The 26135-nt window shown below is 67.4% G+C and carries 25 protein-coding genes; 14 read left to right on the top strand and 11 right to left on the bottom strand.

From position 1 onward, the window contains the following. Positions 1–174 precede the first annotated feature (174 nt). Positions 175–2415, bottom strand: a complete 2241-nt coding sequence (locus AACH11_RS18885) for a glycoside hydrolase family 3 protein (RefSeq protein WP_341375814.1) — start codon at positions 2413–2415, stop codon at positions 175–177. A gap of 188 nt (positions 2416–2603) precedes the next feature. On the opposite strand from AACH11_RS18885, the gene AACH11_RS18880 reads away from it, so the two are divergent. Further along, positions 2604–3509, top strand: a complete 906-nt coding sequence (locus AACH11_RS18880) for a LysR substrate-binding domain-containing protein (RefSeq protein WP_341375813.1) — start codon at positions 2604–2606, stop codon at positions 3507–3509. A 48-nt stretch (positions 3510–3557) separates the two neighbouring features. Here AACH11_RS18880 and AACH11_RS18875 read toward each other — a convergent pair whose 3' ends face one another. Further along, positions 3558–3998 (bottom strand): SRPBCC family protein, encoded by a 441-nt coding sequence (locus AACH11_RS18875; protein ID WP_341375812.1) that lies wholly within the window; start codon positions 3996–3998, stop codon positions 3558–3560. Positions 3999–4175: 177 nt separating this feature from the next. On the opposite strand from AACH11_RS18875, the gene AACH11_RS18870 reads away from it, so the two are divergent. From AACH11_RS18870 to AACH11_RS18860, 3 genes are all read left to right on the top strand, one after another. Beyond that, the gene (locus AACH11_RS18870; protein ID WP_341375811.1) at positions 4176–5120 is read left to right on the top strand and encodes a LysR family transcriptional regulator; all 945 of its coding nucleotides are present in this window, start codon (positions 4176–4178) and stop codon (positions 5118–5120) included. Positions 5121–5131: 11 nt separating this feature from the next. Then, entirely contained in the window at positions 5132–5533 is a 402-nt protein-coding gene (locus AACH11_RS18865) for an MAPEG family protein (protein WP_341375810.1), read from the top strand. Positions 5534–5646: 113 nt separating this feature from the next. Then, a complete protein-coding gene (locus AACH11_RS18860) occupies positions 5647–6420 on the top strand; it encodes a PEP-CTERM sorting domain-containing protein (protein ID WP_341375809.1) in 774 nt (257 codons plus the stop codon). A gap of 27 nt (positions 6421–6447) precedes the next feature. On the opposite strand, the gene AACH11_RS18855 is transcribed toward AACH11_RS18860, so the two are convergent. Further along, positions 6448–7515 carry an alpha/beta fold hydrolase gene (locus AACH11_RS18855; protein WP_341375808.1) on the bottom strand — a complete coding sequence of 356 codons (1068 nt, stop codon included), beginning with the start codon at positions 7513–7515 and terminating at the stop codon, positions 6448–6450. A gap of 199 nt (positions 7516–7714) precedes the next feature. On the opposite strand from AACH11_RS18855, the gene AACH11_RS18850 reads away from it, so the two are divergent. The 6 genes from AACH11_RS18850 to AACH11_RS18825 all read left to right on the top strand — a co-directional run bounded on the left by AACH11_RS18850 (position 7715) and on the right by AACH11_RS18825 (position 13644). Further along, positions 7715–8317 carry a Crp/Fnr family transcriptional regulator gene (locus tag AACH11_RS18850; protein WP_341375807.1) on the top strand — a complete coding sequence of 201 codons (603 nt, stop codon included), beginning with the start codon at positions 7715–7717 and terminating at the stop codon, positions 8315–8317. A 189-nt stretch (positions 8318–8506) separates the two neighbouring features. Then, on the top strand, positions 8507–9814 hold the full coding sequence (locus AACH11_RS18845; protein WP_341375806.1) for an extracellular catalytic domain type 1 short-chain-length polyhydroxyalkanoate depolymerase: 1308 nt from the start codon (positions 8507–8509) through the stop codon (positions 9812–9814). Positions 9815–10474: 660 nt separating this feature from the next. Then, entirely contained in the window at positions 10475–11299 is an 825-nt protein-coding gene (locus tag AACH11_RS18840) for an ATP synthase subunit B family protein (protein ID WP_341375805.1), read from the top strand. A 271-nt stretch (positions 11300–11570) separates the two neighbouring features. Beyond that, the gene (locus AACH11_RS18835; RefSeq protein WP_341375804.1) at positions 11571–11825 is read left to right on the top strand and encodes a hypothetical protein; all 255 of its coding nucleotides are present in this window, start codon (positions 11571–11573) and stop codon (positions 11823–11825) included. A 49-nt stretch (positions 11826–11874) separates the two neighbouring features. Beyond that, a complete protein-coding gene (locus tag AACH11_RS18830; protein ID WP_341375803.1) occupies positions 11875–12774 on the top strand; it encodes a CFI-box-CTERM domain-containing protein in 900 nt (299 codons plus the stop codon). A gap of 252 nt (positions 12775–13026) precedes the next feature. Continuing rightward, positions 13027–13644 carry an HNH endonuclease gene (locus tag AACH11_RS18825; protein WP_341375802.1) on the top strand — a complete coding sequence of 206 codons (618 nt, stop codon included), beginning with the start codon at positions 13027–13029 and terminating at the stop codon, positions 13642–13644. Between the two features lie 173 nt (positions 13645–13817). On the opposite strand, the gene AACH11_RS18820 is transcribed toward AACH11_RS18825, so the two are convergent. After that, positions 13818–14885, bottom strand: a complete 1068-nt coding sequence (locus AACH11_RS18820) for an IS5 family transposase (RefSeq protein ID WP_341375801.1) — start codon at positions 14883–14885, stop codon at positions 13818–13820. Positions 14886–15033: 148 nt separating this feature from the next. Between AACH11_RS18820 and AACH11_RS18815 the strand changes: the two genes are divergently transcribed. After that, positions 15034–15942 carry a hypothetical protein gene (locus tag AACH11_RS18815; protein ID WP_341375800.1) on the top strand — a complete coding sequence of 303 codons (909 nt, stop codon included), beginning with the start codon at positions 15034–15036 and terminating at the stop codon, positions 15940–15942. Further along, positions 15939–16811 (top strand): hypothetical protein, encoded by an 873-nt coding sequence (locus tag AACH11_RS18810; RefSeq protein ID WP_341375799.1) that lies wholly within the window; start codon positions 15939–15941, stop codon positions 16809–16811. Before AACH11_RS18815 ends, AACH11_RS18810 begins: the two co-directional genes overlap by 4 nt. A gap of 278 nt (positions 16812–17089) precedes the next feature. Here AACH11_RS18810 and AACH11_RS18805 read toward each other — a convergent pair whose 3' ends face one another. After that, a complete protein-coding gene (locus AACH11_RS18805; protein ID WP_341375798.1) occupies positions 17090–17623 on the bottom strand; it encodes an IS66 family transposase in 534 nt (177 codons plus the stop codon). A 198-nt stretch (positions 17624–17821) separates the two neighbouring features. Here AACH11_RS18805 and AACH11_RS18800 point away from each other — a divergent pair, with 198 nt between their 5' ends. Beyond that, complete coding sequence (locus tag AACH11_RS18800; protein ID WP_423228775.1) at positions 17822–18040, top strand: hypothetical protein; 219 nt, start codon at positions 17822–17824, stop codon at positions 18038–18040. Positions 18041–18155: 115 nt separating this feature from the next. Here AACH11_RS18800 and AACH11_RS18795 read toward each other — a convergent pair whose 3' ends face one another. Both AACH11_RS18795 and AACH11_RS18790 read right to left on the bottom strand, forming a co-directional pair. Then, positions 18156–19706: an ATP-dependent nuclease gene (locus tag AACH11_RS18795; protein WP_341375797.1), complete on the bottom strand. Its 1551-nt coding sequence runs from the start codon at positions 19704–19706 to the stop codon at positions 18156–18158. 163 nt (positions 19707–19869) lie between these two features. Then, complete coding sequence (locus AACH11_RS18790; RefSeq protein WP_341375796.1) at positions 19870–20832, bottom strand: LysR family transcriptional regulator; 963 nt, start codon at positions 20830–20832, stop codon at positions 19870–19872. A gap of 67 nt (positions 20833–20899) precedes the next feature. Between AACH11_RS18790 and aptA the strand changes: the two genes are divergently transcribed. Beyond that, positions 20900–22261: an omega-aminotransferase AptA gene (gene aptA / locus AACH11_RS18785; protein WP_341375795.1), complete on the top strand. Its 1362-nt coding sequence runs from the start codon at positions 20900–20902 to the stop codon at positions 22259–22261. A 10-nt stretch (positions 22262–22271) separates the two neighbouring features. Here aptA and AACH11_RS18780 read toward each other — a convergent pair whose 3' ends face one another. From AACH11_RS18780 to AACH11_RS18765, 4 genes are all read right to left on the bottom strand, one after another. After that, the gene (locus AACH11_RS18780) at positions 22272–23069 is read right to left on the bottom strand and encodes an ABC transporter ATP-binding protein (protein ID WP_341375794.1); all 798 of its coding nucleotides are present in this window, start codon (positions 23067–23069) and stop codon (positions 22272–22274) included. Then, positions 23066–24148 carry a FecCD family ABC transporter permease gene (locus tag AACH11_RS18775; RefSeq protein WP_341375793.1) on the bottom strand — a complete coding sequence of 361 codons (1083 nt, stop codon included), beginning with the start codon at positions 24146–24148 and terminating at the stop codon, positions 23066–23068. The genes AACH11_RS18780 and AACH11_RS18775 overlap by 4 nt, the downstream gene beginning before the upstream one ends. 77 nt (positions 24149–24225) lie before the next feature. Beyond that, positions 24226–25416 carry an ABC transporter substrate-binding protein gene (locus AACH11_RS18770; RefSeq protein ID WP_341375792.1) on the bottom strand — a complete coding sequence of 397 codons (1191 nt, stop codon included), beginning with the start codon at positions 25414–25416 and terminating at the stop codon, positions 24226–24228. A 289-nt stretch (positions 25417–25705) separates the two neighbouring features. Next, on the bottom strand, positions 25706–26101 hold the full coding sequence (locus AACH11_RS18765; protein WP_341375791.1) for a DUF2946 family protein: 396 nt from the start codon (positions 26099–26101) through the stop codon (positions 25706–25708). Between the last annotated feature and the right edge of the window lie 34 nt (positions 26102–26135).

Below are 26135 nucleotides of genomic sequence, written 5' to 3'. Positions count from 1 at the left end.
GGCGACCACGGTGGGGTAGTCGTCGGCGTTGTGGATGTCGGCCGAGCGCAGGTCGAGGGCCTGGGCGGCGGGGGCGGCCAGCAGGGCCAGGCAGGCGGTGGCGGTGGCCAGCAGGCGGGGGGTGGCCTTCTGTGCGGCGGTACGGTGTGTCATCGGGATGTCTCCGGTCGTCGGTCAGTAGCCCAGTCCGTGGGCGTAGGGGTACAGGGTGTCGGCTGCCGGATAACCTGCCGCATCAGGCGCGTTGTCGATCACGGCCTGGCGCGAGGCCGGCAGGGCGAAGGGCAGCTTGCCGCGTGGCGCGTGCCGACCGCTGAGCACGTCCAGCAGCGCGTTGTCGCTGACGCCGAAGGTGGCCAGCAGTGCGCCGGCCGAGCGCATGCCGCTCGCCTCGTCGATCACGTAAGGCTGCCGGAAATAGATGGCCAGCACGGTGCGCTGCGCACCGATCTCCGACATGACGGCCCGGATCTCGTCGAGCGAGGGGCTCATCTTCCAGCTCTGCGAGCCGGCCATGCCGCTGAAGTCCAGCAGGTTGGCCTCCCACGGCATCGAGCCGCCGAAGATCAGGCCGAGGTCGTCGGCGCAGCTCGCATTGACCGCCGGGTACAGGATGCAGCTGTCCTCCGCGCCCCAGACCTGGCCGGTTGTGGGGTTGAGCTTGCCCGGGTCCGCGCCGGTGGTCGCGCCCCGTGTGCGATAGGCTGCGGTGACCGCCGCCGGATTGCTGACCTGCACGCGCAGGATCGCGACATCGTGGCCGGCCGCGCTCGGGCGTGCGGCGCCGTTGGTGTTGGTGCCGTCGGTCACCGTGTAGCCGTAGGCTTCGACGTCACTGCGGCCCATGCCCATCGTGTAGACCCGTGCGCCGGCCGCCAGCGGCAGCACGCGGCTGGCGGCATCGCTGCCGTTCTTCAGCAGCACGATGCTCTGGCGCTGCACCGCCAGGCCCTGGGCGCGGTGGCTGTCCTGGCCGATGACGCTGGCGGCCAGCGCGGCATCGACATACGGGTTCTCGAACAGGCCCAGCGTGAACTGCTCGGTGAGCAGCCGTCCGGCGGCCTCGGTGATCCGGGCCTCGGTGACCAGGCCGGCGTCGACCAGATCGACGACGGTCTGCACCGAGCTGAAGCCCGACAGCACGTCCACGCCGGCGTTCAGGGCCGTGGCCACGCGCTGGGCGACGGTGGCCGATTCCAGCCCCCAGGCGCGGCTGCTGACCACGCCGGTGTCGGAGTTCACGTTGCCCTGGAAGCCGAGCCGTCCGCGCAGCAGGTCGGTGACGATCTGGCGGTTGAACGCGAAGCCGGTCTGGTCGTAGGTGACGCCCTCGTAGGTCAGCGAGATCGGCACGCCGTAGTAGGGCATCACCGAGCTCACGCCGGCATCGATGGCCGCGATGAAGGGCTGCAGGTGATCGACGAAGCGGCCGCCCGGATAGACCTGGCGCTTGCCGAAGGAGTAGTGCGGATCCAGCCCCATCTCCTGCGGGCCGCCGCCGGGAAAGTGCTTGATCGTCAGCGCCACCGCGCTGTCCGCGCCGAGTCGTTCGCCCTGCAGCCCGCGCACCAGGGTGCCCATGATGTCCGACATCAGGCCAGGATCTTCGGTGAAGGTCTCGGCCACCCGGTACCAGCGCGGCTCGGTGGCCAGATCGGCCGTGTAGCCGTACATGCCGCGCAGGCCGACGGCCTTCCATTCGGCCGCGGTCACCGCGGCCAGGCTGCGCAGCGGCGCCATGTCGCCCGTGCCGAGCGCCGCGGCGGCCAGCCCGGCCGCCGCCGGAAACTCGGTGAACGCACCGGCCCCGCCCGAGATGCCGAAGCGCGGATCGTTGTTGTAGTGGTTGCGCGGGTTGTCCTTGAACAGGGCCGGGATGCCCAGCGGCTGGGCCTCGGCCAGCGCCTGCACCGCGTTGGCGAAGGCGGCGAGCTGCTGCGGTGTGACGTTGTAGCCGCTGCGACCGGCCGTGACGCTGCCGTCACAGGCATCGGCCGCTGCCTTCGCGGTGTTGCGCAGGATGAAGCGGCTCATCTGCTGCGTCTGGATGAAATCCGCGGCCGGGGTCCCGGCGATGGCGCCGCCGCAACCGGCGTTCAGGGTCTCGATCAGCAGCAGGCCGGCCTTCTGGCGCAGCGTCATGCGGCCCAGCAGATCCTGCACGCGGGCCGCGGGCGACAGGCGCCAGTCCTCGTAGGCGTCGAGTGCGCCGTTGCCGTTGGCATCGCGGAAGCGCCAGCCGTCGACGGTGACGACGCCCTTGCTGCGCACGCCCAGCGTCGGCTGGCGCAGCGGATCGTCATGGCTGAGGCAGGCCGACAGCGCGGCCACGGCGCCGAGGGTGAGCGCGCCGGTGGCCCAGCGCAGGGAGGAAGAACGCGACGCGGCGGGCGCGGTGCGGGGCGGCAAGGGCATGGACATGTCTCCGGTCGGCTACGGTGCGGGCCGCGCGCTGGGCGGGCCCGGCTCGGCGGTCGGTGTCGCGCTGGTTCGTTGCCAGACGTCGTACATCTACCGATGCGCCAGTATCCGGAGCGTGATGTCATGCGTCCAATGCGTTTTTTCGTCGCGCATCTTGCTGATCCGGTATCGAGAGCCGACCGATGGACCTGCGGAACCTGACCTATTTCCTGGCCGTGGCCGAGACCGGCCACATGGGCCGTGCGGCCGAGCAGCTCAACCTCAGCCAGCCGCCGCTGTCGCGCCAGATCCAGCAGTTGGAGCGGGAGCTGGGCGCGGCGCTGTTCATCCGCACGGCGCACGGCATGGCGCTCACGGCCGCCGGCGAGGCCTTGCGGGCCGACGCGCAGAACATCGTGCGCCTGGTCAAGCAGGCCGCCGACCGGGCGACGTTGCACGCCCGCGGCCTGTCCGGCCGCCTGGACATCGGCGTCTACGGCAGTGCGATGTACGGCGCGATCCCGGCCCTGCTGTCCGCCTTCCGCGCCAGCCATCCGCAGGTGGAGCTGGTGCTGCACCACGCGCAGACGCCGCACCAGATCCCGGCGCTGCGGCAGGGGCGCGTCCATCTGCTGTTCGAGCGGCTGCGGCCCGAGCAGGTCGACATCGAGGTCGAGCTCGCGGCCACGGAAGCCACGCAACTGGCCCTGAGCGCCGACCATGTGCTGGCCCGGGAGGCGTCCGTCCACGTCACCCAGCTGCAAGGCCAGCAGCTGCTGATCGGCAGCTCGCCGTCCGCGGCGGCCGAGGCCGTGGCGCTGTGTCGGGCCCACGGCTTCGAGCCCCGCTTCGCACCGCCGTGCGGTGACCTGATCGTGGCGACGATGATGGCCGGGCTGGGCGATGGCGTGGCCATCGTGCCGGCGTCGATGGCGCGGGTCAGCTTCCCGGGCGTCGTCTACCGGCCCTTGCGCTCGGTGCTGCCCTTCGCGATGGACCTGTACTGCTGCTTCATGCGCGGGCCGCAGCCGCCGCTGGTGCGCGAGATGCTGGCCGTGATCCGCGCGCACCGGGTCGTGGAGGACGTGGCGCAGGCCAGGGCGGCCTGAAGTCCATGAGGCCTGTGACGCCCGTCCTCGCCCGTCCGCCCGCCGGGCTCAGGCGGTGTGCGGCACCGGACGCCGGGCCCGCTCCTCGGCCACCCGCTTGAGCGACTGCAGCGCGTGCGGCTGGGTCTTGCGCATGCCCGAGCCGATCAGCCGCCCGAACAGCGGGGCCAGCGGCCCTTCGAACACCACCCGGTGCGTGGACTGGGTGCCGCTGCCGACGGGCGTCAGCTCGTGCTCGAAGCGCATGCGGCACAGCGGCAGCTTGCACAGCACGTGGAAGCCGCGGTCGGGCACCACCCGATCGAACACCACCTTCGACTTCGGGCCACCGTGGGGCACGATCACGCCCGTGCTGCCGGTGGCGAACGGGCCATCGAGCGACGCCGACTTCACGTCAGGATCCCAGTCCGTCCAACGCGCCACGTCGGCGTACAGGGCGAAGACGCTGGCGGCCGGCGCCTGGATCAGGAGAGTCGATTCGATGTGCATGACGTGCTTTCTGAGCGGCAGGCGTGCCCGGGTCCAGGCGCGCTGCAGGTGGATGACCGTGTGGCGACAAGCTGAGCGGACTGTAGGAGGCCGGGATACCGTGGACAACACAGGCGATGCTGATGGCATTGCGAAGGTGAACTTTGCAATCACCGGGCCCTGGCCTACCATGCCGCGATGCAGACGCTGCGCGGCATCCTGAACTTCACCCGTACCGCCGACCTCGGCAGCTTTGCCGCCGCTGCGCGTGAGCTGGGCATCTCGGCAGTGGCCGTCAGCCAGAACGTCAGCCGGCTGGAGGCGCGTCTGGGGGTGCGCCTGCTGGCCCGCAGCACCCGGGCCCTGACCCTCACGCCGGAAGGCGAGGCCTTTCTGGAGCAGTGCCGGGAGCCGCTCGCCCAGCTGGATGCGGCCTGTCAGGAGGTCAGCAGCGATGCGCGGTCGGCCCGTGGCCGGGTGCGCGTCAGCGTGGTGTCGCCGGTGGCCTTCCTGTACCTGGTGCCGCTGCTGCCCCGCTTCTACCAGCAGCATCCGCAGATCCAGCTCGATCTGGAGCTGAACGAGGAGGCCAGCCCGCTGATCGCCCGACGCATGGACGTGGGCATCCGTGTGGGCGGGCTCGGCGATGCCGCCTTCGTCGCGCGGCCCCTGGGCCCGATGCGCCTGCTGCTGTGCGCCTCGCCCGCCTACCTGCAGTCCCATGGGGTGCCGCGCAGCATCGACGCCCTGCGTCAGCACGCGGCCCTGATGCTGCGGATCTCCGGCCGCGAGCACCCCCAGCCGCTGGTGCTGCAGCAGCGCGACGGCGGTGCCCGCAACGTCCAGCTGGTGCCCTTGCCCGCACGTCTGGCCTGCAACGATTTCCGCACCCTGCAGCAGGCCTGTGTCGATGGTCTGGGCATCGCCCAGCTGCCCCAGCCCATGGCGCTGCCGGCACTGCAGGCCGGGCAGCTGCAGGTGCTGCTGCACGACCATCAGGTCGACGATTGGCAGCTGTTCATCCACTACCCGAACCGCAAGCAGCTGCCGGTGCGGGTGCGGGCCTTCGTGGATTTCTGCATCGAGCACCTGGGCGGCCATGCCGATCTGCTGGTCGATCCCGCGCCCTGGCGCGCCAGCTGAGCGACCCGGCGATGACCGCGCTGCCCTGCACCGCGCTGACCACGGCCTGCCTGGCCCTGCTGCTGTTCGTGCTGTCGGTGCGGGTGGTCTGGCTGCGCCTGCGCCTGGGCCAGCCGCTGGGCGATGGTGGCGATGCCCGGCTGGCCCGGGCGCTGCGCGTCCAGGGCAACTTCATCGAGTACGTGCCCCTCAGCCTGCTGGTGATGCTGCTGCTGGAGTGGCACGGTGCGCCCGCCGTCGGTCTGCAGGCCTACGGGGCGGCCCTGGTGCTGGCCCGCACGGTGCACGCGCTGGCCGTCAGCCGACTGCAGGAGCGGCTGGTGTGGCGCATCCTCAGCACCGCCCTGACCCTGGCCTTGCTGAGCGGTGGCGCGGTGGCCCTGCTGCTGGCCGCGTGGCCCCGGGCGGTGTGAGACGGGGCGATCCGTCACGCCCTGTTCATCCGCACTGTCTACCGTGCAGGGGTTCACCGGCGCCGCGGCGCCGGCGTGTCGATCCACACCCGCACACCCGCACACCCACCACCATGCACAAGACCCTGCTCACCCTGGCCGCCGCCGCGGTCGCCACCCTGGCCGCCCCGGCCCAGGCCCTGACCACCGGCGACATCGCCTTCACCGCCTTCAACGGCGACGAGGACGGCCTGGCCTTCGTCACCTTCGTCGACCTGGCCCCGGGCACCACGATCTGGTTCAGCGACAACGAGTGGGACGGCAGCGCCTTCAACGGCGGCGAGAGCTACACCACCTGGACCTCGGACACCACCGCCACCCTGGCCGCCGGCACCGTCGTGCGCCTGGCCGCGTATGACAAGGCCTCGCTGACGGCCTCCACCGGCACGCTGGCGCGCGCCACCGTCAGCGGCAGCGCCAACTGGGGCCTGGCCAACAGCGCCGAGACCGTCTACGCCTACCTCGGCACCGACGCGCTGACGCCCACCACCTTCCTGGCCGCCATCACCAACGGCAGCTTCGGCGTCAACGGCTCCCTCGACAACACCGGCCTGGCCAACGGCACGGCCTCGGCCCTCACGCTGAACACCCTGGTGCCCACGGCCACGCCCGACTACGCCGAGTACACCGGCGTGCGCACCGGCCTGAGCGCCGCCGCCTACCAGGCCCAGATCGCCGATCTGGCCAACTGGACCGTCGACAGCACCAACGGCGCCTACGCCAGCGTGGTGCCCGACACCACCGCCTTCGCCCTCACCACCGCCGTGCCCGAGCCGCGCAGCTACGCGCTGATGCTGGCTGGTGTGTTGGCCATCGGCGTGCTGTCGCGGCGTCGCGCGGGGCGTTGAGCATCGACGGCTGTACCGGCGCGGTCTTCAAGGCCGCGCTTCGGCCAGCTTGTCCGTCGCCCGTTCTGAGGCCAGAAAGCGCCGGACCAGCGCCACGCTCGCCTGTGGCTGGTCGTTGAACAGGAAGTGCCCCGCCTGCGGCAGCACCACCCACTGCCCGTGGCGGAAGCTGCGCAGGTCGTCGCGGCGGCGGGCGTCGCTGACGCTGCGGTTGCAGGCCCCGCTCAGCAGCAGGGTGGCGCCGTCGAAGGCCTCGGTGCCGCGGCGGAAGTCCAGGCTGCGGGCCCAGGCGCGGTCCTTCATCGCGCGGCCCAGCGTGGCGGCGAAGGCGGGGTGGCCGGCGCGCCAGGCCTGCAGCGGGGGCAGGCGGCCGTCGCACAGCTCATCGGCGCCCTGGGTCAGGGGCAGCACGTGGAGCAGGAAGGCATCGTCGCGGGCATAAGGGTCGCCGCGGGTGTCCATGAACCACTGGCCGATCCAGGCACGGGCGAAGCCGCGGATCACCGGCCAGCCCGGCCAGCCGCCCAGATCCATGCCGTCGAGCTGGCTGCCGTCGAGAAAGCCGGGCTCGGCCAGCACCAGGCGGTCGACCTTCGTCGGGTGGGTGCCGGTGTAGGCGGCGGCCAGCATGGCGCCCCAGCTGTGGCCCAGCAGGTGAACGGGGCGGCCGGGGCTGACCTGGTCCACGATGGCGTCCAGGTCGGCGATGAAGCTCTCCACCGTGATGCTGTCGGCCGGCACGCGGGGCGACAGGCCGCTGCTGCGCTGGTCGTAGAAGACGACGCGCCAATGGTCGGCCAGGGCCTGCAGGCCCAGCAGGTAGCGGTGGTCCATGCCCGGGCCGCCGTGCAGGACGATCAGCACCGGCGCGCCGGCAGGGCCGAAGACCTGGGCATGGAAGCGGTAGCCGTTGGCGGTCAGGGTGGGCCGTTGCGGGTCATGCTCGACGGTGGCGGGCACCGGGGGCAGGGCACAACCGGCCAGGCTGGCGGCCAGGGTGACGGGCCACAGGCGGGCGAGGGCGCGGCGCAGGGGCTTGTGCCGGTGGGGGTGGGGCGGCTGGCGTCGCGGCCCGGGGTGCGCGGGGGTGTTCATCCGTCTATGCTGGCGAAGGCGCACCGCGCCCGCATTCACATTGGATAAGTCGATGAAGGTTCCCCGGCTGAAGCCCCCTGTGCCTGTGCCTGTGCCTGTGCCTGTGCCTGTGCCTGTGCCTGTGGCGCCGCGTGAGGCATCTGCCGACGCCATCGCTTCCCCGGCTGTGGCCGCCGACGCCGCCCCCGATCCGCCCGCCGTGGCACCGGACGCCGCCACTTGCTTGCGGGCCCTGAGCGCGGTGGCGCCGCTGGATGACGCGTCCGCGATGGCGCCCGTGCTGGCGGCGATGCGGGTGCGCGCGTTGGCGCCGGGCGAGCCTTGGCTGCGCGTGGGTGATCCGGCGGATCAGGAGTGCCTGCTGGTCCAGGGGCTGCTGCGCAGCAGCGTCGGCGACCATCAGGGACGGGAGGTGACGCTGTGCTTCCACCAGGGGCCGGCGGCGCTGACACCGGCGGTGGCGCGGGTCGATGCGCAGGGCCGTTCCCGCATCGACTGCCAAGCGCTGGCACCGAGCTGGGTGGCCACCTTCCCGTCCGAACTGCTGGTGCGCTGCATGGTGCAGAGCCCGGCCGTGCAGCGCTGGGGTGATGCCGTGCTGCGGGCCGAGCTGCTGCGCCGGGCCGACCGCGAATGGTCACTCGCCGCGCAGAGCGCCGCCGAAAGGCTGGCGCGTTTCCGCGTCGAGCATCCGGGCTTGGAGTCGCGCATTCCGCAGCATCTGGTGGCCAGTTATCTGGGCATCACGGCGGTGAGCCTGAGCCGGCTGCGGGGGCAGGCGCGGCGCCAAGAGGCACGTTGAGGCGACGGTGCCGCGCCCTTCAGGGCCCAGGCCTGGACGGCAGCGTGCCGGGTTCATCTCACAGGCGGGCCGCCCGGCCCCTCAAGGGCATGGCCTCCGCGGCCCTCGGGTTGTCCGTGAACGCCCGGCTCAGGCCGCACCCCAACCCTTGTCACCATCCGCCCTGCGCCGCCCTTCACAATCGGCCCGATGGCCAAACGACATTCCCCCCTGCTGAGCTGGGCCCGTCTGTGGCAGCGGGGGCTGAAGGCGGCGATGGCGGCCGCGCCGGCACCGGCCCTCAAGGCGCCGCAAGGGGCCAAGAAGGCCCAACCCGCCAAGAAGGCCGCGGCCAAGAAGCCCGTGGCCCCCAAGGCCGCGTCGGCGTCAGCCAAGCGTGCCGCCAAAGCCGCTGCACACAGCGCCAAGGCCGTGGTCGACCGGGCGGTGAAGACCTCGGTCAAGACGGCTGTCGGTGCCGCGCCGGCCTTGCTCAAGCCGTCGAGCCTGCGCCGGGTGGTGGTGGCGCCGGCGGCGCGCGGGGCCGGGCAGTGGGTGGATGGCATGGCCTTCAGCCGCCCGCTGCAGGGTGGGATTAGTCCCATGGGTGCGGCGCGCGGCACCGGCATGCGGCGTTACCGCATCTACAAGCCCGCCGGCCTGCGCCCCGATGAGCGTGTGCCCCTGCTGATGCTGCTGCACGGCTGCGGGCAGGACGCCGACGGCTTTGCCGCCAGCACCCGGCTGCACGCCCTGGCCGACCGGCAGCGCCTTTGCCTGCTGCTGGTGGAGCAGGACCGTCTGGCCAATGCCCAGGGCTGCTGGAACTGGTTCGACACCCGCCACGGCCGCGCGCAGGCCGAGATGGCCCTGCTGATGGGCGCGCTGGACGACGTCTGCCGCCTGTACCCGGTGGATGCCCAGCGCGTGCTGGTGGCCGGGCTGTCGGCCGGCGCCAGCATGGCCGCGCTGCTGGCCAGCACCCACCCGCAGCGCTTCGCCGCCGTGGTGATGCATTCCGGCGTGCCGCCGGGCATGGCCGAGACGTCCATCGGCGCGCTGGGCGCCATGCGCGGGCGCAGCGCACGCCGGCTGCTGGCGACGGCGCCGGCCAGCCCACAGGGCGAGGCCGCCATCACCCCCGGTGCCCACAACGGCCCGCCGCCGCCCCCGCTGCTGGTCATCCACGGCGATGCCGACACGGTGGTCTCGCCCGACAACGGCCACGCCGCCGCCCAGTCATGGGCCGAGGCCTGCGGCGCCCGGCCGCGACCCGCGCGCGTGGTGCAGCGCGGCCAGCGCCACCCGATGCGCCTGACCGACTACACCGCCCCCGGCGGCCGCCTGGCGGTGGTGCTGGCCGAAGTGGTCGGCCTGGGCCACGCCTGGAGCGGCGGGAGCGGGCAACTGCCCTTCGGCGACCCGCACGGCCCCGATGCCGGGGCGATGATCTGGGCGTTTGCGCGGCGCGTGTTCGCGCAGCGAGGCCGGGATGCGGGGAGGCGGGGCTGGGGCTGAAGCCTTGCGGCAGGTCGAGCCACCCCGGCCCGGAACGCTTGGCAAGGCTTGTCGCACCCCTGCACTCGGCGGCACGCCCCAGGGGCCAAGACACGGCGAATGGCGTGCGCCCGTGCGCTGCCGGGCATGCCCGCCGCGATCCCGGCCATCGCCGAGGACGTAGCGCAATTCATGCGCCGTAGGGCCGCGATCCACATCCTGCGCTGCAGCGATGGTCGGCAAGCTACCTGGCGCGCCGTGCTGTGCCAACTGCCCGAGCGACCGGCCGGCCTGCATGCCACGCGACCCGCACCCAGCGGCGCCGACCCGCCCGGCGCCCGCCGGGTGAATCGACCGGCATTCCGCACCCGACGCCCGGCCCGACATCCACATAACAGGGGATGCCGCCCCCTGAACTGCGCCCGGACCGTCCAGTACGACTGGCCCGCCTGTCGCGTTGCGGCATCATCGCCCCCAACGCGCGAACTGTGCGACCACCATGACCTTGCATTCCCCCTTAGACGTTCTGCGCACCGGTTCAGTCCAACGAGGTTTATCCGCCGCGAGTGATACCTGCGTTCTTGGCTGCCTGCGGCAACGCGGCTGTTAAACGCATTTCGTTAGTCCGTGGAATAATATCTCGCGGTGCGCTGCTGATCAGATAACACAAAGACATCTTCAATGAAAAATATTCTCCCGTTAGCCGCTATCCTTATACTCCTTTCCGGGTGCGGCCCGTCGCAGCAAGAGTACGACCAAGCACGCAAGCGAGCGGCAGAACTTGAAACACAAGTGGCGACTCTCCGTGCGGATTTGGAAGACATCAAGTTCGGCTCGAATCGGCTACTCGCACAAGCCAAGTCTGCGTATGGTGCAAAGAACGACGCCGAAGCGAAGAAACTCCTTACCGAGCTCTTGAAACGGCATCCGTCGTCGCCCGAGAGCGGCGAGGCCACGGCGCTGCTTGCCCAAGTTGACTCTCGCATAGCTGCTGTCGAGTTACAGCACAAGCGAGAAGAAGAACGAAAGGCGCAGGAGGAACGCTTGGCCCTTGAGCGAGCCATCGGCAGCATGAAGAAGAGCACCGACGAGATTAAGGGCATTACTTGGATAAGTCATCGCAATGCGCCGATATTGGCTAAGTACGTCTCCATCTACTTCGGATCAAGCAAGGACAGCGCCGCGAACTACCCACTCAGACTCAAGCTACAGTACTACGGCGATGACTGGCTCTTCATTCGTTCGGTCACCGTGAAGGCCGACGACAAAGTCTATGAACTCGGCAAGCTGGAGTTTGAGCGCGATAACTCATCCGGGTCAGTGTGGGAGTGGATCGACATGCCGCTCAAAGACCATGAAATGCTCAACCACTGGATGACAGCCAAACGCGTGGTAGTCCGATTCAACGGCGATAAGTACTACAGTGACTTCACTCTTCCGCAGGGGCAGCAAACGCAGTTGCGCGAGGTCTATCAGGCGTGGAAAGTCATGGGAGGAAAGCCTTGAGGAGGAGTCCGAATATATACAGTCGTACTACGCGCTACGGTCTAGGGACAGACTACGCAATGTGCATCGAGATGTGCTAATGCGATCTGATCCGCACTTCGCGCTCGAAATTGGCCACCAGGGCGATTGCATTCGCCAGCAGCCGGTGAGGTGCTGGGCACGGCGTCAGGTGGGCGGTTTCAAGAGGTTCCCTTGTGCCTTGTGCCAGCGAGTCATAATTAGTCGTAGGTGCTGCCCGAGCGCCACATGATCAACTGAAGGAGTTCTCAACATGAAGGTCAAAGAAGTTCTGAAGCATCTGAGTTCTTTAGACTCCGAATTGGAGTTGATTTTTGTGCTCGACCAAAGTGGGGCAGAGCCGGTGCCGAGTAATCCAAAGAATTTCTGTTTGCACCTGACGGCCAATGGTCCTCCATCGAAAGAATACGTCCTTATAAATAAAACCGAGGACGGCATAAAATACGTGGAGGCTGCGACTGAATCAGAGTGTGGAAAGCATGTCGTTGAATTCACGCTTCAATATTGATATCTGAGTGGTCAAAACCACAGTACCGTCATTTTTTACATCAGAGTCCATGAGCGCCGCAAAGATAGATGAACTCGACAGCCTGTTGCAATCCGCGATGGAGGCCGGGAGTTTTAAAGATGTTCATAAATATAGTTCATTGTTGCTTGAAATTGATTCAACGCGAAGTAGCGCCTGGATACTGAAGGCGGCGGCCACATCTGCGCTAATGGTTAATAGTGACGAAGTCGGTATTGAAGAGGTCGTTTTTTGCTTGGATAGGGGGAAGAATGGCTCCGAATCAAGCGCTATTACGGCAGCAGTAAAAGTAATAAATAGCAGTTGCAGGAAAGCAATAAATAAGCTCGATGCAGTCCTTAAGGAAAAAATTTTAGATCAACAAAAAATTCCCATGCCTCAAGGTGGGTCAGTAATCCTGCATCGTGTTGCACAAGTGGGCTACGCAAGTCTTACCGCCAAAGGGCTCGCGCCAAAGCGGTTGAGTTTTATAAAACTATTGGAGAAATGTTATGAAATTCTTCCTTCGGAAGACGGGTTGATGGTTCTTGTTGAAGAGGTTAACTCATTCTTGTCTCATTCATCGAAATATAGTAATTACCTGGATAGTGAAACCGAGATTAAATCGTACATATTGAGGCTCCAGTCGAAGCTGGGAGGTGCCGCAAAGAATCTCGGAATCGAAATTCCAAAAACATCCAAATCGCAGTCGGGCTGCTTTATAGCAACCGCTGCCGTAGGAAGTTATGATCACCCTAAAGTTGTTGCGCTCAGAATATTTAGAGATTGCTTTCTCAAAAGACATCGTTTTGGTTTGATTTTTATAGATTTTTACTACAAAACAAGTCCACCTATAGCCAACTGGATTTCGAGAAAAGAGATGAGGAAGCTGTTGGTGCTTTGGCTGGTTGTAAATCCATTGTCAAAAATTTCTGCGCGCCTTTTAAAGTAGGATTTTTGACCTTTCGGTTCGCCTGATTAGTCATGAATCTCAGCCTCACCCCGATCTGCCGCTCGCGGGTTGGCGAGTTGGTTGAGGCGTGGCCGATCAGGCTCGTCCGCAGTGCGCGCAGATCGAAGCGCCAGTTGAACCGGTAGGCGAAGGCACCCAGGTACTGGTTGGCATACTTGCCGAACTTGAAATTTTTGTGCGCGCCGATGATCAGGGACGGGGCTGATAAACGATTTTCGTTAGTCATTTAATATGAGCAAGGGCGCCAATCTCGCGCAAGAATTTGGAATTGAGTGCAGGCAAGCGCTCTATAGTTCTTGGGGTAATTTCTACGCAGCAATCACGGATTTTCCATGCGTGTTGTTTGATGAGAACGGGTTCGTCATCGTCACCTCTAAGAACGATCTTCATGCCTTCGGCATCAAGGTTGCTAAGCGAACCAATGTCCCTCATCGAATAGCATCTCTTCCGACATATCAACTTCTCTCTTCGTGGCGCATTCGCTTACCGGAAGAGCTGCCCCAAGAAAATATTCAGACTGCACACCGCGAAGGCTCAGCCGTGACGATCACGGTTAATAGGTACGAGCGTGACAGAAAGGCCAGGATAAAGTGCATTGCACATTATGGTTGTGTATGCCATGCCTGCGGGGTCAGGCTTTCGGATATCTATGGCTCGGCTGCTGATGGTTTTATCCATGTGCACCACATTACGCCGATTTCCTCTGTCAAATCCGAGTACGAGCTAGACCCCATTCTCGATCTTCGACCGCTTTGCCCAAATTGCCATGCAGTTGCTCATTTACGTATCGAGCCATACAGCATTGAAGAACTTCGCGCCATGCTCGCCATCAGGAGCAGAAATGGCTGATCCTTCGGTCAGTCGGACTGCCCAAATGCTGCGCTTTGGGGCACTTCCCGAAACCCGTCCCGACGCCCTGAGACCGCCCAGAGCCGACCATGACAGGGCCGCGCACGCACGCCGCAGCCGCCCGCAGCGCCTCACCGCCCCGTCCGCAGCCCGCGAACAAGCCCCGGTGCCCCTCACACCGCCCTCGCAGGCGGACTTCCGCTCTTGACCAGCCACGCCAGCCGCCGCGCGTTGTACGCCACGCACGCCAGCGTGATGCGCGCCAGGCTCATCGCCCGTACGCACTTGCCGCCCTGCTGGCGCAGCGCCGCGAAGACGTGCTCGACCCGCGCCCGTGTCCGGCTGATCGTCTTGTTGCGCTGCTTGAGCCTCACCTTGGCCGTCTGGCCCGGCCGGGCCCGGCGCGCGATGCCATCGCACAGGCCGTGCTGGCGCAGCGCCTGGCGATTGGCTTCGCTGTCGTAGGCGCGATCGGCCCACAAGCGGCCCCGCGTGTTGGCCGTCTGCAGCACCTTCGGCAGCTGGTGGCCATCGTCGGCATTGGCTGCCGTGATCGCGATGCGTCGGATCAGCTTGTAGCGTGCGTCCACGTTGCCGTGCAGCTTGTAGCCGTAGTACGACTTGCCGTGCTTCTGCGTCCAACGCGCATCCTGATCGGTGTGCGCCAGCCGCTTCTTGCTCCAGCCTTCGGGATCCTCGCCCTTGTTCAGCGTCTTGCGCTCCTGGGTGGTGGCCTGCGTGATCGGCGCCTGCACGATGCTCGCATCGACGATCTGCCCGCCGCGCGGGATGTAGCCATGACGCTGCAACTGCTGGCTCAGCGTCTCGAAGATCGCCTTGGCCCCCAGGCCGCCGTGGGCCAAGCGCTGTCGGAACGACCACAGCGTGCGCGCATCCGGAATGTGCAGTGCGCCATCGAGCCGACAGAAGCGCTGGAAGCTCAGCCGGTCGAGCACCTGGTGCTCGCACTGCTCATCCGACAGGTTGTACAGGCCCTGCAGGAAGACCATGCGCACCAGTACCTCGGTGGCGTACGGCGGGCGGCCGCCCTTGCTGCGGTCGGGCCGGGGGCAGGCCCGATCCACGGCCGCAGCCATCGCCCCGAAGTCGATCAGCTCGTCCATCGCCGCCAGGCTCTGCACATAACCTTCGAGCTTGGCCTTGCGCTGGCGCACCAGGAACAGATCGTCGGGCGCCTCCTCGGGGAAGAACGCGGAGGGCTTGATGCGCGGGCTGATCATGAGGGGTGATGTTGCCGCAGGTCGGCGCGAGGTGGGAGCGTCGGGCGCGGGGTTTCAAGAAGTGCCCCCTAGCGACAAGCCGCCATGACAGCGTCGGTCTGCTCGATACGGCATTAAGATTGAGTCAAGTATGCCAAGGGAGAACAAGATGAATGGCACCACCCCAAGCCCTACCGCCGCGAGTGAACCGGATACAGCAAGCCCCACCGAAAAGCTTCTCAAGCTACCTATCATTGAGCGTTACACGTCGCACTATGCGCGCTACAACGGCAGCATTGGTCGAAAGGGAGAAAACCAGACAACACATACGGCGGAAATCCGATTCCCCGGCCACACGCAGCTCGCAGTAGTGAAGGCCTTCCCCTTAAAAAACAAGGGATGGGTGAATGAAGCGCTAGCTTGGACACTCGGAATGGAGTTAGACATAGGAGTCCCGCCAGCCGCAATTCTGCTGGCAGCATCACCCTCAGACTTGGCAAACGCGACAGAGCCGGAATTAGTTTTTGCGAGAAATCAATGGGGTGCCGACGGGCCAATTGTTTTCTGGTGTGCCAGCCGCCTCGATTTAAAGCCGCCAAATCAGGTATGGAGAATTAACTGGGAGCATGCTGTTACGTCCAAGCCCGCCGGGCAACGTCTTGCAGCATTTGATGCATGGATGGGGAACTGCGACCGCATCTCGGATAACGCACCGTATTGGTCAGCCCGAGGACGAATTGCTGCCATCGATCACGAAAAACTGGCTTTTAATCAGGATTGGGTCCATAGTGCGCCCGCCCACTTGGATAGGTCAGGATTTATCGCAACGCACCTGACGCAGAAAATTCGCGAAGCGATCAGCAAGAAGAAAATGAGAGTCGCGGAAGCGAAAGTGCTCATCGCCGCACTGGCGAAAATCAGCGCAGAGCACTCCGCGGCTTTGGCTGCTGTCCGAGGTTCGTCGGAAGAACTTGTCTCGAAGAATTTCGGAACTCCTGCCGCAAATAATTTGCATACGTTTTTATTTGAAAGGGCCAGTCAAGAATTCATTGATGAGCGTTTGGAGCAACTGCGATGAACATTGAAGAACTTCTAAAGAAGCCGGCTGCTTCACCGTCTTGGCAAGGACGCTGGGTTCGCCTGTGGCTTCGCCCGGACGCTTTTAGCGAGCAGGAGTACTTGGTCGGCGCCGCCGCAATTGACGAACGCGGGCTAGCTGATTTCAGAGTTATTGCCGGAGGACAAAAGCTTGAGTGTATATACGGTCATGGCAGCAGAGCGATGTTTGACCGGATGCTTGCGGAATTGCGCAAAAATCTTGCGGCTCTGAGGGCAACGCATGAACAGCTGACATCTGATCGACTGCCCGAAATGTTTCGTGTTGATCCAGCAGGTTCACTTCGCGAAGCTCTCCCGAGCGAGGCTCTTGAGCGAATGCTCGCAGATGGGACTATCCCGCTCGAGGAAAATGCGCCCAGAGGAAAGCGCAACCGATTTTCATCGAAACAGGCCAGCGAAGTCATCACCGAAGTTCTGGATCAAGTCAAGACCCGAATGGGTTTTGCGGCCAACTCGTTCATTTGCGAAGATTACTATGGCGATCAAATACATCAAGTGGGCGTAAATCTCGTCGCTCCAGGCGCTGCGGGTGTTGTTGCGAGCGGATGGTATTCATCGGTTGAGCGAATTCAACTTGAATTTCTAATGGGTGCAAACACGCTCGACACCTACGTCGCCGCAACAAGTCGTGATCGTGCTCGTAGCGCATTATTTTTTATGAGACCCACGGCCGACGATGGCTTGACACGAACTATTGCGGCGGAAGTAGAGAGTCGACTCGATGTGCTCGAGTGGCGCCTCGCACAGCAGCGCATTCGAGTCGTCACCCATTCAAAGCCGGAAGTGATGGCCGAGGAAGTGGCTGATTGGATAAATTGGCTTGGTTAATTTATCCCGTCAATAGTCGAACTGGCGATCAGGTTCCGATGAGCATGCTCAGGCGCTCTCAAGTCTGAAATGCAACGCCTCGCCATCCGGTAAGTTGTGGAGACGATCCAGCCAGCCGGCCTTGCGCTCGTCGGTTCTTTTAGTGGGAGAGCCGGTCGAGGTCCTTGTGGTCCAGCCCATGGGGCACTTCCCGAAACCCGTCGCAACGCCCTGAGACCGCCCGGAGTGTACGTATTCACCCCCCCCGGTGCGGCAACGCCCTAGCGTCCACTACGGTCTCAGCCTGAAGCGATCGCAGGCCGGAGCAAGGCCGGTGCCTCAGTCTTGTCGATCCAGGCGCACACCGAGCGCTGCAGGTAGTCCAGCAGGTCGCGGCCCTGGCGCCGGCAGGTCTCGGCCACGCTGAAGCCTCGGGCGATGAAGTTCGCGCCGCGGCGGCTGCGGGTCGGGCCGCTGATCTTGCGCTTGAGCACCACCGGGCGCAGCGCCTGCTCGGCACTGTTGTTGGTGGGCGGCACTTCGGCGTGGGTCGTGAAGGTCCACAGCGCGGGCTCGATCTTCAGCAGGTTCGCGCAGGTGGCGGCGGTGCGCGGGCAGACGAGCAGCGCTGCGCCGCGCTCCAGCGCTTGGCGCACCCTCACGCGCACGCCTGCCAGGTCGGTGCGGCACGACGGGACATCGGCTTCGGACAGACGATGGCGCCGTCGGAACATCACGTAGCCCAAGCCCAGCAGTCGCCGACCCACCTCACCGGCCGCGCCGCTGCGCTCGGCGATGCGCCTGAAGTCGCGCAACAGGTGCGCCCAGCACACTTGTCGACGCTCGCTGGGCAGATGGGCGTTCCACGGTGGCCGACATCGGCAGCGCCTCGTCGGCGGCCTGCGATGCTTCGCTCACCTGGGGTTGGTCTGCCATGTGGCCAGTTCCATCGTCGCATCAGCCGCTGACAACCGCTTGATCGTCAGGCTGGGCAGCTTGCTGGGGTTGTGCTGGGGGGGCAGGGAGGGGAGGTGAATACGCACGCCGGCCTGGGCCACGCCTGGAGCGGCGGGAGCGGGCAACTGCCCTTCGGCGACCCGCACGGCCCCGATGCCGGGGCGATGATCTGGGCGTTTGCGCGGCGCGTGTTCGCGCAGCGTGGCCGGGATGCGGGGCGCTGGCGGATCGACGCGCTGGCAGTCGAACAGGAAGGGACGGGGCGCAGGATCGTGGTGGGCGAGGGCGGGTGAGGTCGGCCCCTCGTGGTCACGTCAGCGCTCGGCGACACGGAGGGATCGGGTCAAGAATGGGGCGCCGATGGACTGTCGGCGATCCGCAGAGCCGAACTGCGGCGGGTACGTGTCATCACCCGCCGGTTCTGCTGCGCCAGTCAGCCACGGCCTGCATCAGCTCATCGGCGAAGACCTTCATGTCGCCATGCTCCTGGCACATCAGCCGGCCCACGCGGCGGGCGATGTCCGCTGGCGTGCGGTTCAGGCTGTCGGCCAACATCGCGAAACGCGCCTTGATGATGTTGGTGGGCCGGTCGGCTGCACCGTCGAATTGCTGGCGAAGCTGTTGCAACAAGGTGGCCAAGCCAGGGGCGCCGAGTTCAGCAGCGAAGTGATCCGCCTTGCGCTCCAGCGTACGGTAGACCCAGTCCTCCGGTGGCTGGTCGCCGGGCAGGTACAAGGGCTTGATGACCCGGTTGTATCTGCTGGCTGCGGCGGCCATCGCGGCTTCCGCATCACGGGCATCGCCATCCAGCACGAAAACGAATTCATCGAGCAGCTTGAACTTGCCCAGGGCATCCACATGCTGGGCAAACTGGTCCTTGCCCGTGTCACGCCCCACGGTGATGTCATCAGGCGTCAACTGCATCAAGGGGTTGATGTGGTCGAGCACCCCCAGGATCAGTGCCTCTGCCACCACGTCCTCGCACAACACGGAAAGCCGCTCCTGGGGCCGGCCGTAGAACGCGCGTTGGAATATGTCGCGGTACGCCGGTTGCACCACCACATCGTCGGCGGTGCGCTCCAGGAACACGCGACCTTCAGGTGGCACGCTTTCGAGCACGACCGGGCTGTGCGAGGTGACGATGATCTGCAGATCATTGCGCAGGGCCAGACGCTGCAGCTCCAGCATGAGTTGCTGCTGGGTGTAGGGGTGCAGGCCGGCCTCGACCTCGTCAATCAGGATCAATGCTCCGCGCAGGCGTGAGATGTCCTTGGAGATGCGCAGCAGGGCACGTTCGCCGGCCGACATGTGGAATTCTGAGTAGGAGGTCCGGGTGTCGTCCCGATCGGCAAACAACAGGTCCTTGCCTTTGAGGGTGAGCAGCTTCAGCCCCCGGTACTTGAAGGGCATGACCCGATGGGCGAAGGCGATCAGGTCGGCGTCGAGGTCGGCCTTGCTGAAGGCCTGGTTGCCAATCTGCAGAATGCTGCGGACCTCGGACGGGCTGGTCAGATTGGCCAGGGTGCGCAGGTAGAGCTCACGCTGGGGTTGTGCGCCACCCTTGCGACCCATGAAGCTCTTGCTCCATGACTTGAGCCGCCGCCAGGTCATGCTGGTGCGGTTGCCACCGTCCACGAAGGCGTACTCGAAGCTGGGCGTGCCCAACTGGTCCGAGACAGCCTGATCGTCTCGTGCCTTCAGGTTGGGGAACAGCACCGCTGGACTGTAATCGCGAGCCCCTGGTACGTCATAAGCGCACGCGCAGGCAAACAGCACGGTGGACTTTCCCGCGCCGTTGGTTCCTGCGATCACCGTGACGGGATAACCCAGGTTGATCCGCAGATCTGAAATACCGCGCAGGTTGCGTACATGGATCGACTCCAGAAACTGCTTGAGTTGCGGCTTCTTGGCGCGCAACTGGTCCCAGACCTGAGAGAAGTTGTGGTGGGTCAGGCTCATGTTGGATCTTTCGCTGGATGAGGCAGGCTGGCTGCTGCCATGTGCATGCGTTCCGGCAACTGGGCTTGGATCATGCCCTGTCCAAAGTGGACATCGATTTCTGCATTTTCCTGTCAGCCGCGGTGCTCGCCCGGCACCGCCTGCATGGAGAACGTCGTGTCGTTCAGGTCGACAGCCGGTCCCGATCTCTGTGGTCCAGCCCGTGCGCCTGCAACAAGCACTCCCTCAACAACGCCGCACTCCGCCCCGCCTCCGGATTCGGCCGCCGGATCGCCACGAATCGACAGTCGTAGACCAGCCGGCCCGGGGCCAGCGCGCGCAGCCGTCCCTGCCGCACGAAGTCAGCGGCATAGTGGTCGGGCAGGAAGCCGACGTAGCGGCCGCTCAGCAGCAGCAGGGCGACGGCTTCCTGGTCGTCGCCGCTGGCGCTGCGGCTCAGGCGGGCCTGGTGGGCGAAGGCCAGGTTGGGTGAGTGGTAGCCCAGGCCGACGAAGGGCAGGCTGCGCACGTCGGTCCAGTCGAGGGTCGGGCGGGGGTCGTCCCACAGCGGGTGGCCGGGGCCGCAGTACAGCTGCATGCGCTCGCCGAACAGGTCGTCGTAGGCCAGGCTCTGTGACAGGCGGTGCTCGGGGATGACGCCCAGCGCGTAGCTGCCGTCGAGCACGCCGCGTTCGATCTCGTGGATGCCGGCGATGTGCAGCTGCAGCTCGACGTCGGGCGCCAGCGCGCTGAAGCGGGCCAGCGCCTGCGGGATGCGTGAATCGGGGTTGCTGGCCGTCTTCTCGAACAGGGCGAAGGCCAGCGGGCCGGCCAGGCGGCCGTGCAGCTGGGCGATGCCGCCGCGGAAGCCGTCGACGGCGGCGAACAGGCGCCGCGCCTCCTCGTAGACCTGGCGGCCTTCGGGCGTCAGCGCGAAGCCGCCGCGGCCGCGCCGGCACAGCACCAGGCCCAGGCGGGTCTCCAGATCCTTGACGTGGCGGCTGACGCTGGAGATGCCGATGGCCAGCTCCAGCTCGGCCGCGGCCATGCCGCCGCAGTCGGCCACGGTGATGAAGACGCGCAGCAGCCGCAGGTCCAGATCGGACAGCTGGGCGAGGACCGGCGCACGGGGCGGCTTTGCTTGCATGATCTGGCAAGTGAATGGTGGCAGATCGTCATTTTCCACAAGCAAGCGCTGACCACAATCTGACCCCATGAACCCCTTCGACACCCCCTTCGATCCGACGGCCGTGGCCGCGGTGCGCACCGACGCCGAATGGCTGTCGGCCCACTGGATGCCGTTCACCGGCAACCGGCGCTTCCTGCAGGACCCGCGCATGATCGTCGCGGCCGAGGGCGCCTACTACACCGATGGCGATGGCCGCAAGGTGTTCGACGGCCTGTCGGGCCTGTGGTGCTCGGGCCTGGGCCACGGCCGCCAGGAGATCACCGCGGCTGTCTCGCGCCAGATCGCCCGCCTGGACTACGCGCCGGCCTTCCAGCACGGCCATCCGATGGCCTTCGAGCTGGCCAACCGCCTGGTCGCGCTGATGCCCGACGGGCTGGAGCACGTGTTCTTCACCGGCTCGGGCTCGGAATCGGCCGACACCGCGCTGAAGATGGCCCGTGCCTACTGGCGCGCCAAGGGCCAGGCCGGCAAGACCCGCCTGATCGGCCGCGAGAAGGGCTACCACGGCGTGAACTTCGGCGGCATCTCGGTCGGCGGCATGGTCGGCAACCGCAAGGTCTTCGGCCAGGGCATCGACGCCGACCACCTGCCCCACACCTGGCTGCCGGCCAACGCCTTCAGCCGCGGCATGCCCGAGACCGGCAAGGAGCTGGCCGACCGCCTGCTGGACCTGATCGCGCTGCATGACGCGTCCAACATCGCGGCCGTGATCGTCGAGCCGATGTCGGGCTCGGCCGGCGTCATCGTGCCGCCGCAGGGCTATCTGCAGCGCCTGCGCGAGATCTGCACCCAGCACGACATCCTGCTGATCTTCGACGAGGTGATCACCGGCTTCGGCCGCACCGGCGCGATGACGGCGGCCGAGGGCTTCGGCGTCGTGCCCGACATCCTGAACTGCGCCAAGCAGATCACCAACGGCACGCAGCCGCTGGGCGCGGTGGTCGTCAGCCCGGCGATCTACGACACCTTCATGGCGGCCGGCGGTCCGGAGTACATGCTGGAGTTCGCCCACGGCTACACCTACTCGGCCCATCCGGTGGCGTGTGCGGCCGGCGTGGCGGCGCTCGACGTGCTGGTGCGCGAGCACATGGTCGACCGCGTGCGCGAGCTGGCCCCTCACTTCGAGAATGCGGTGCACAGCCTGAAGGGCCTGCCCAACGTGGCCGACATCCGCAACTGCGGCCTGGCCGCCGGCCTGACGCTCGCCGCCCATCCGGGCGAGCCGGCGCGCCGCCCCTACGAGGTCGCCCGCATCTGCTGGCAGAAGGGCTTCTACGTGCGCTACGGTGGCGACACCATCCAGCTGGCACCGCCCTTCATTTCCACGCGGGCCGAGGTCGACAGCCTGGTCAACGCGCTGGGTGAGGCGCTCCAGGCCTGCGCCTGACGGAAGGCGCTCAGCCGCCGTCCAGCAGGCCCTCGCGCCCGCAGGCGCTGCGGGCCTCGACCCAGCGCACCTGGAACACGTCTTCCAGCACCGGCGGGCGCAGCAGCGTGGCGGCCGGTCCGTGGCCGTGCAGGCGGCCGTCGCGCAGCAGCAGCGCCTGGTCGCAGCGGGCGCGGGCCACGTTCAGGTCATGCAGGACGATGACGGTGGTCAGGCCGTGGGCCTCGGTCAGCGTGCGCAGCAGGGCCATCACCTGGGCCTGGTGCTGCAGGTCGAGTGCGCTCAGCGGCTCGTCGAGCAGCAGCACGCGGGCCTCGCGCACCAGGGCCTGGGCGATGAACACGCGCTGGCGCTGGCCGCCGCTGAGCTGGCCCAGCGGCCGCTGCAGCAGCGGGGCCAGGCCCAACGGTCCGATCACGCGGTCGACGGCGGCGCGGTCCTGCGGGCCCACGCGCAGGCCCAGGCGATCGAGCCGGCCCAGCAGCAGCGCCTCCAGCACGGTCAGCGCGCTGGGGCTGTGGTGGTCCTGCGGCAGGAAGGCGATGCGCGGCGGTGTGCCGTCCGGCCAGCGGCGCTGGCCGCCATGCGGCAGCAGCCCGGCCAGTGCCTTGAGCAAGGTCGACTTGCCCGAGCCGTTGGGCCCGAGCACGGCGGTCATGCGGCCGGCGGGCAGATCCAGCGTCAGGGGCTGCAGCAGCGTGCGGCCGTCGCGCTGCACGCTCAGGTCCTGCAGGTGCAGGCCGATGGCGGGCGTCAGCGGGTCGGCGGCGGGCGCGGCGGCCGCGGCCTGTGTGTCGGCCGGGCTCACCATGCGACCTCCGAGCGCTTGCGCATGACCAGCACGAGGAAGAAGGGCACGCCCAGGCAGGCGGTGACGATGCCGATCGGGATCAGCGCACCGGGCGAGATCAGCTTGCCCAGCACCGAGGCGCCCGACAGCAGCAACGCCCCGCACAGGGCGGCGCCGGGCAGCAGGTGGCGGTGGTCCTCGCCCCACAGCGCGCGGGCGATGTGCGGCGCGATCAGGCCGATGAAGCCGATGGTGCCGACGAAGGCCACGGCCGTGCCGGTCAGCAGCGAGACCACGGCCAGGCAGCGCCAGCGCAGGCCGCTGACATCGACGCCCAGGCTGGCCGCGCGCTCGTCGGACAGCTGCAGCGCCGTCAGCCGCCAGGCCTGGGCCAGCAGCCAGGGCGTGCACAGCGCCAGCACCCCCGCCAGCACGCCGACCTGCGCCCGCGTGGCCTTGTACAGGCTGCCGAACAGCCAGAACACGATCTGCTGCAGCGCCTCCGGCGAGGCCAGGTACTGCAGCAGCGACAGCAGGGCCTGGAACAGGAACAGCAGCGCGATGCCCGCCAGCACGAAGCCCTGGGCATCGCCGCCCTGTGCGCGGCCGATGCGCAGCACCGCCCAGCAGCCCAGCCCGGCGAAGGCGAAGGCCGCCAGCGGCACGGCCACGGCCGGTGGCAGCGGCAGCAGGCCGCCGGCGACGATGGCCAGTGCCGCGCCGAAGCCTGCGCCGGCCGAGATGCCCAGCGTGTAGGGGCTGGCCAGCGGGTTGTGCAGCACGGTCTGCATCACCACGCCCGACAGGCCGAGCGCGGCGCCCACGGCCACCGCCATCAGCGCCACCGGCAGCCGGATCTCCCACACGATGACGCGCGTGCCGTGCAGCACCGGGTCACCGGCGAGCGCGCGCAGCACGTCCAGCGGGGCCAGCAGCGCCGGCCCGGTGGCCAGATCGGCCAGCACGCAGGCCAGCAGCAGCAGGGCGGCGGCCAGCAGGCGGCGCAGGCGCGGCGCGGCCAGCGCCTGCCAGGCGGCGTCGGTGCTCGGGTGGCCGTGCAGGTCGGCGCCCAGGGACGTGTTCGTGCCCGCGTGCATGCCCGCGTTCAGGTGAGCGTGGGTGTCCCCGGCCCCAGGTGGCCGGGGGCATGCCAGCGTGCCGGTGGCGCTGCCGTTCATGGCTTGAGGCTCAGGAACCAGGTGCCGCCGTAGGCCACCGGCAGGAACTGTTCGTGGTAACGGCGCAGTTCGGCGGCTGGATCGACATCGGCGAACTGCGCCGGATAGAGCTGCTTGGCGATGAACTGCAGCGCCGTGTAGTCGGTCAGCGTGCGGCACAGGCCGTGGTCGATGGTGAAGACCTGCTGGCGGCGCACCGCCGTCAGCCCCGGCCAGCCGGCCCGCTCGGCATAGGGCCGCAGCGTGGCGCGCGCGGTCGCGTCATCCGAGGCATAGCCCAGGCGCACCGCCTGCGGCCGGTTGGCCCAGGACGAGCCGGCGATCAGCACATGGTCCGGGTTCTCGGCCAGCACCACCTCGGGGTTCAGAGGGCCCCAGGGCGACTTCAGGTGCCGGTCGGCCAGGTTCTGGCCGCCGACCGTGGTGACCATGCGGCCCCACATCGTGCCCTGGTAGCTGTTGCCGATGGTGCCGGCGCCGTCGCGGCCCAGCTCGACATAGACCTTGGGCGCGGCCGTCTTCGGCGCGCGGGCGATGCGGGCCATCACGTCGTCGACCTTGGCCTGGTAGAGCCGGGCCAGCGTCTCGGCGCGGGCGGTGGCGCCCATCACGCTGCCGATCAGGCGGGTGCTGGCCAGGTGGCGCTCCAGCGTCTGGGCGTTGTAGTCGACCACCACCACCGGCACGCCGGCGGCCTGCAGCTGGGCGGCGGCCGGGCCCAGCGCGTTCCAGCCCCACTCGGGCAGGATCAGCACGTCGGGGCGCAGCGCGATCACCTTCTCGGCGCTGAAGCTGCTGTCGTCGGTGAAGCCGACATCCGGCAGGTCCTTCAGGCCCGGGATGACCTCGGTGTAGCGGGCCCAGTTGCCGGCGCGCCAGCCGGCCCAGCCGGTGCGGCTGATGCCGACCACGCGCGACCAGGCCGGTGCGCCGGCGATGGCGGTGAACTCCTCGAAATGGAAGCCGAGCACGACGCGCCGCGCCGGGCTCTCGACCTGGACCTGGCGGCCCAGCACATCGGTGACGGTGATGGGCTTGGCCCAGGCGGTGGGCAGGAGGGCGGCGGTGCCGATCAGCGCGCTGGCGGTGGCACGGAGGGTGGCACGGAGGGTGGCGCGGACGAAGGTGCGGCGGGCAGCGCCAGCGCACAGGGCGCGCGCGTGGCGTGCCAGACGGAACAAGGCCATGGAAACGGATCCTGACGGAGTGGACGGCGGACGGCGGACGGCGGCCGGCGGACAAGGACGGTCGGCCGCGGATCCCCCTGGCGCGCGCGGTGGGCGCACATCCGGTACCCGCAGCGGGCGGGTGGCCCGCGCGCACCGTACGGGCACGGGCACGGGCACGGGCACGGGCACGGGCACGTGCAGGCGCATCGGCGCCGTCGGCAGGACGGCGCACGGGTCGATCCCGCGGGCGCGACAGGGGGAGAACGGACACCGGCCGGCCGCACACGAGGCGCGGCAGGCCGGTCGCTCAGGCCAGGATCGGTGGCGCGCGGGCGGGCAGCCGCACCCAGGCGGTGGCCGTCGGCCCGACGGTGACCCGCAGCGCCACCGGAACCGGCATCGGGCCGGGCGCCGGCAGCGCCCAGACCAGCACCGCCAGCGGCGTGAACGGCGGCAGGCCCGCCGGGCAGCCGGCGCAGTGGCTGGCCGAGTGTGCGGGCCCCGCGGGCGCCGCCGGATCCGGCGCATGGGCGCCGTCACCTCCGCTGCTGCACAGCGCGCTGGCGATCAGCGCCTCGGCCTCGGACAGCGGCCGCGCCGGCATCACCGGCGGCAGCAGCGCCACCCACAGCAGCAGCGCGACGACGAGCCGGCCCATCCACTGCAAGCGCAGGCGCGGGTGAGCGGGTGGGCGGAACGTCATGGCATGGGCGGCGGGCTGCCGCGGATTGTCGTCG

Origin of the sequence: Pseudaquabacterium rugosum (assembly GCF_038066575.1) — a bacterium.
GTDB classification, from domain to species: domain Bacteria; phylum Pseudomonadota; class Gammaproteobacteria; order Burkholderiales; family Burkholderiaceae_C; genus Pseudaquabacterium; species Pseudaquabacterium rugosum.
The sequence above is the reverse complement of the archived record's forward strand: the minus strand, read 5'-3'. Positions and strand labels throughout refer to the sequence as shown.

Excerpts from the sequence above, each read along its gene's own strand:
- AACH11_RS18885 (WP_341375814.1), bottom strand. The coding sequence starts at position 2,415 with ATGCCCTTGCCGCCCCGCACCGCGCCCGCCGCGTCGCGTTCTTCCTCC.
- AACH11_RS18880 (WP_341375813.1), top strand. The coding sequence starts at position 2,604 with ATGGACCTGCGGAACCTGACCTATTTCCTGGCCGTGGCCGAGACCGGC.
- AACH11_RS18875 (WP_341375812.1), bottom strand. The coding sequence starts at position 3,998 with ATGCACATCGAATCGACTCTCCTGATCCAGGCGCCGGCCGCCAGCGTC.
- AACH11_RS18870 (WP_341375811.1), top strand. The coding sequence starts at position 4,176 with ATGCAGACGCTGCGCGGCATCCTGAACTTCACCCGTACCGCCGACCTC.
- AACH11_RS18865 (WP_341375810.1), top strand. The coding sequence starts at position 5,132 with ATGACCGCGCTGCCCTGCACCGCGCTGACCACGGCCTGCCTGGCCCTG.
- AACH11_RS18860 (WP_341375809.1), top strand. The coding sequence starts at position 5,647 with ATGCACAAGACCCTGCTCACCCTGGCCGCCGCCGCGGTCGCCACCCTG.
- AACH11_RS18855 (WP_341375808.1), bottom strand. The coding sequence starts at position 7,515 with ATGAACACCCCCGCGCACCCCGGGCCGCGACGCCAGCCGCCCCACCCC.
- AACH11_RS18845 (WP_341375806.1), top strand. The coding sequence starts at position 8,507 with ATGGCCAAACGACATTCCCCCCTGCTGAGCTGGGCCCGTCTGTGGCAG.
- AACH11_RS18840 (WP_341375805.1), top strand. The coding sequence starts at position 10,475 with ATGAAAAATATTCTCCCGTTAGCCGCTATCCTTATACTCCTTTCCGGG.
- AACH11_RS18835 (WP_341375804.1), top strand. The coding sequence starts at position 11,571 with ATGAAGGTCAAAGAAGTTCTGAAGCATCTGAGTTCTTTAGACTCCGAA.
- AACH11_RS18830 (WP_341375803.1), top strand. The coding sequence starts at position 11,875 with ATGAGCGCCGCAAAGATAGATGAACTCGACAGCCTGTTGCAATCCGCG.
- AACH11_RS18825 (WP_341375802.1), top strand. The coding sequence starts at position 13,027 with ATGAGCAAGGGCGCCAATCTCGCGCAAGAATTTGGAATTGAGTGCAGG.
- AACH11_RS18820 (WP_341375801.1), bottom strand. The coding sequence starts at position 14,885 with ATGATCAGCCCGCGCATCAAGCCCTCCGCGTTCTTCCCCGAGGAGGCG.
- AACH11_RS18815 (WP_341375800.1), top strand. The coding sequence starts at position 15,034 with ATGAATGGCACCACCCCAAGCCCTACCGCCGCGAGTGAACCGGATACA.
- AACH11_RS18810 (WP_341375799.1), top strand. The coding sequence starts at position 15,939 with ATGAACATTGAAGAACTTCTAAAGAAGCCGGCTGCTTCACCGTCTTGG.
- AACH11_RS18795 (WP_341375797.1), bottom strand. The coding sequence starts at position 19,706 with ATGAGCCTGACCCACCACAACTTCTCTCAGGTCTGGGACCAGTTGCGC.
- AACH11_RS18790 (WP_341375796.1), bottom strand. The coding sequence starts at position 20,832 with ATGCAAGCAAAGCCGCCCCGTGCGCCGGTCCTCGCCCAGCTGTCCGAT.
- aptA (WP_341375795.1), top strand. The coding sequence starts at position 20,900 with ATGAACCCCTTCGACACCCCCTTCGATCCGACGGCCGTGGCCGCGGTG.
- AACH11_RS18775 (WP_341375793.1), bottom strand. The coding sequence starts at position 24,148 with ATGCACGCGGGCACGAACACGTCCCTGGGCGCCGACCTGCACGGCCAC.
- AACH11_RS18770 (WP_341375792.1), bottom strand. The coding sequence starts at position 25,416 with ATGGCCTTGTTCCGTCTGGCACGCCACGCGCGCGCCCTGTGCGCTGGC.
- AACH11_RS18765 (WP_341375791.1), bottom strand. The coding sequence starts at position 26,101 with ATGACGTTCCGCCCACCCGCTCACCCGCGCCTGCGCTTGCAGTGGATG.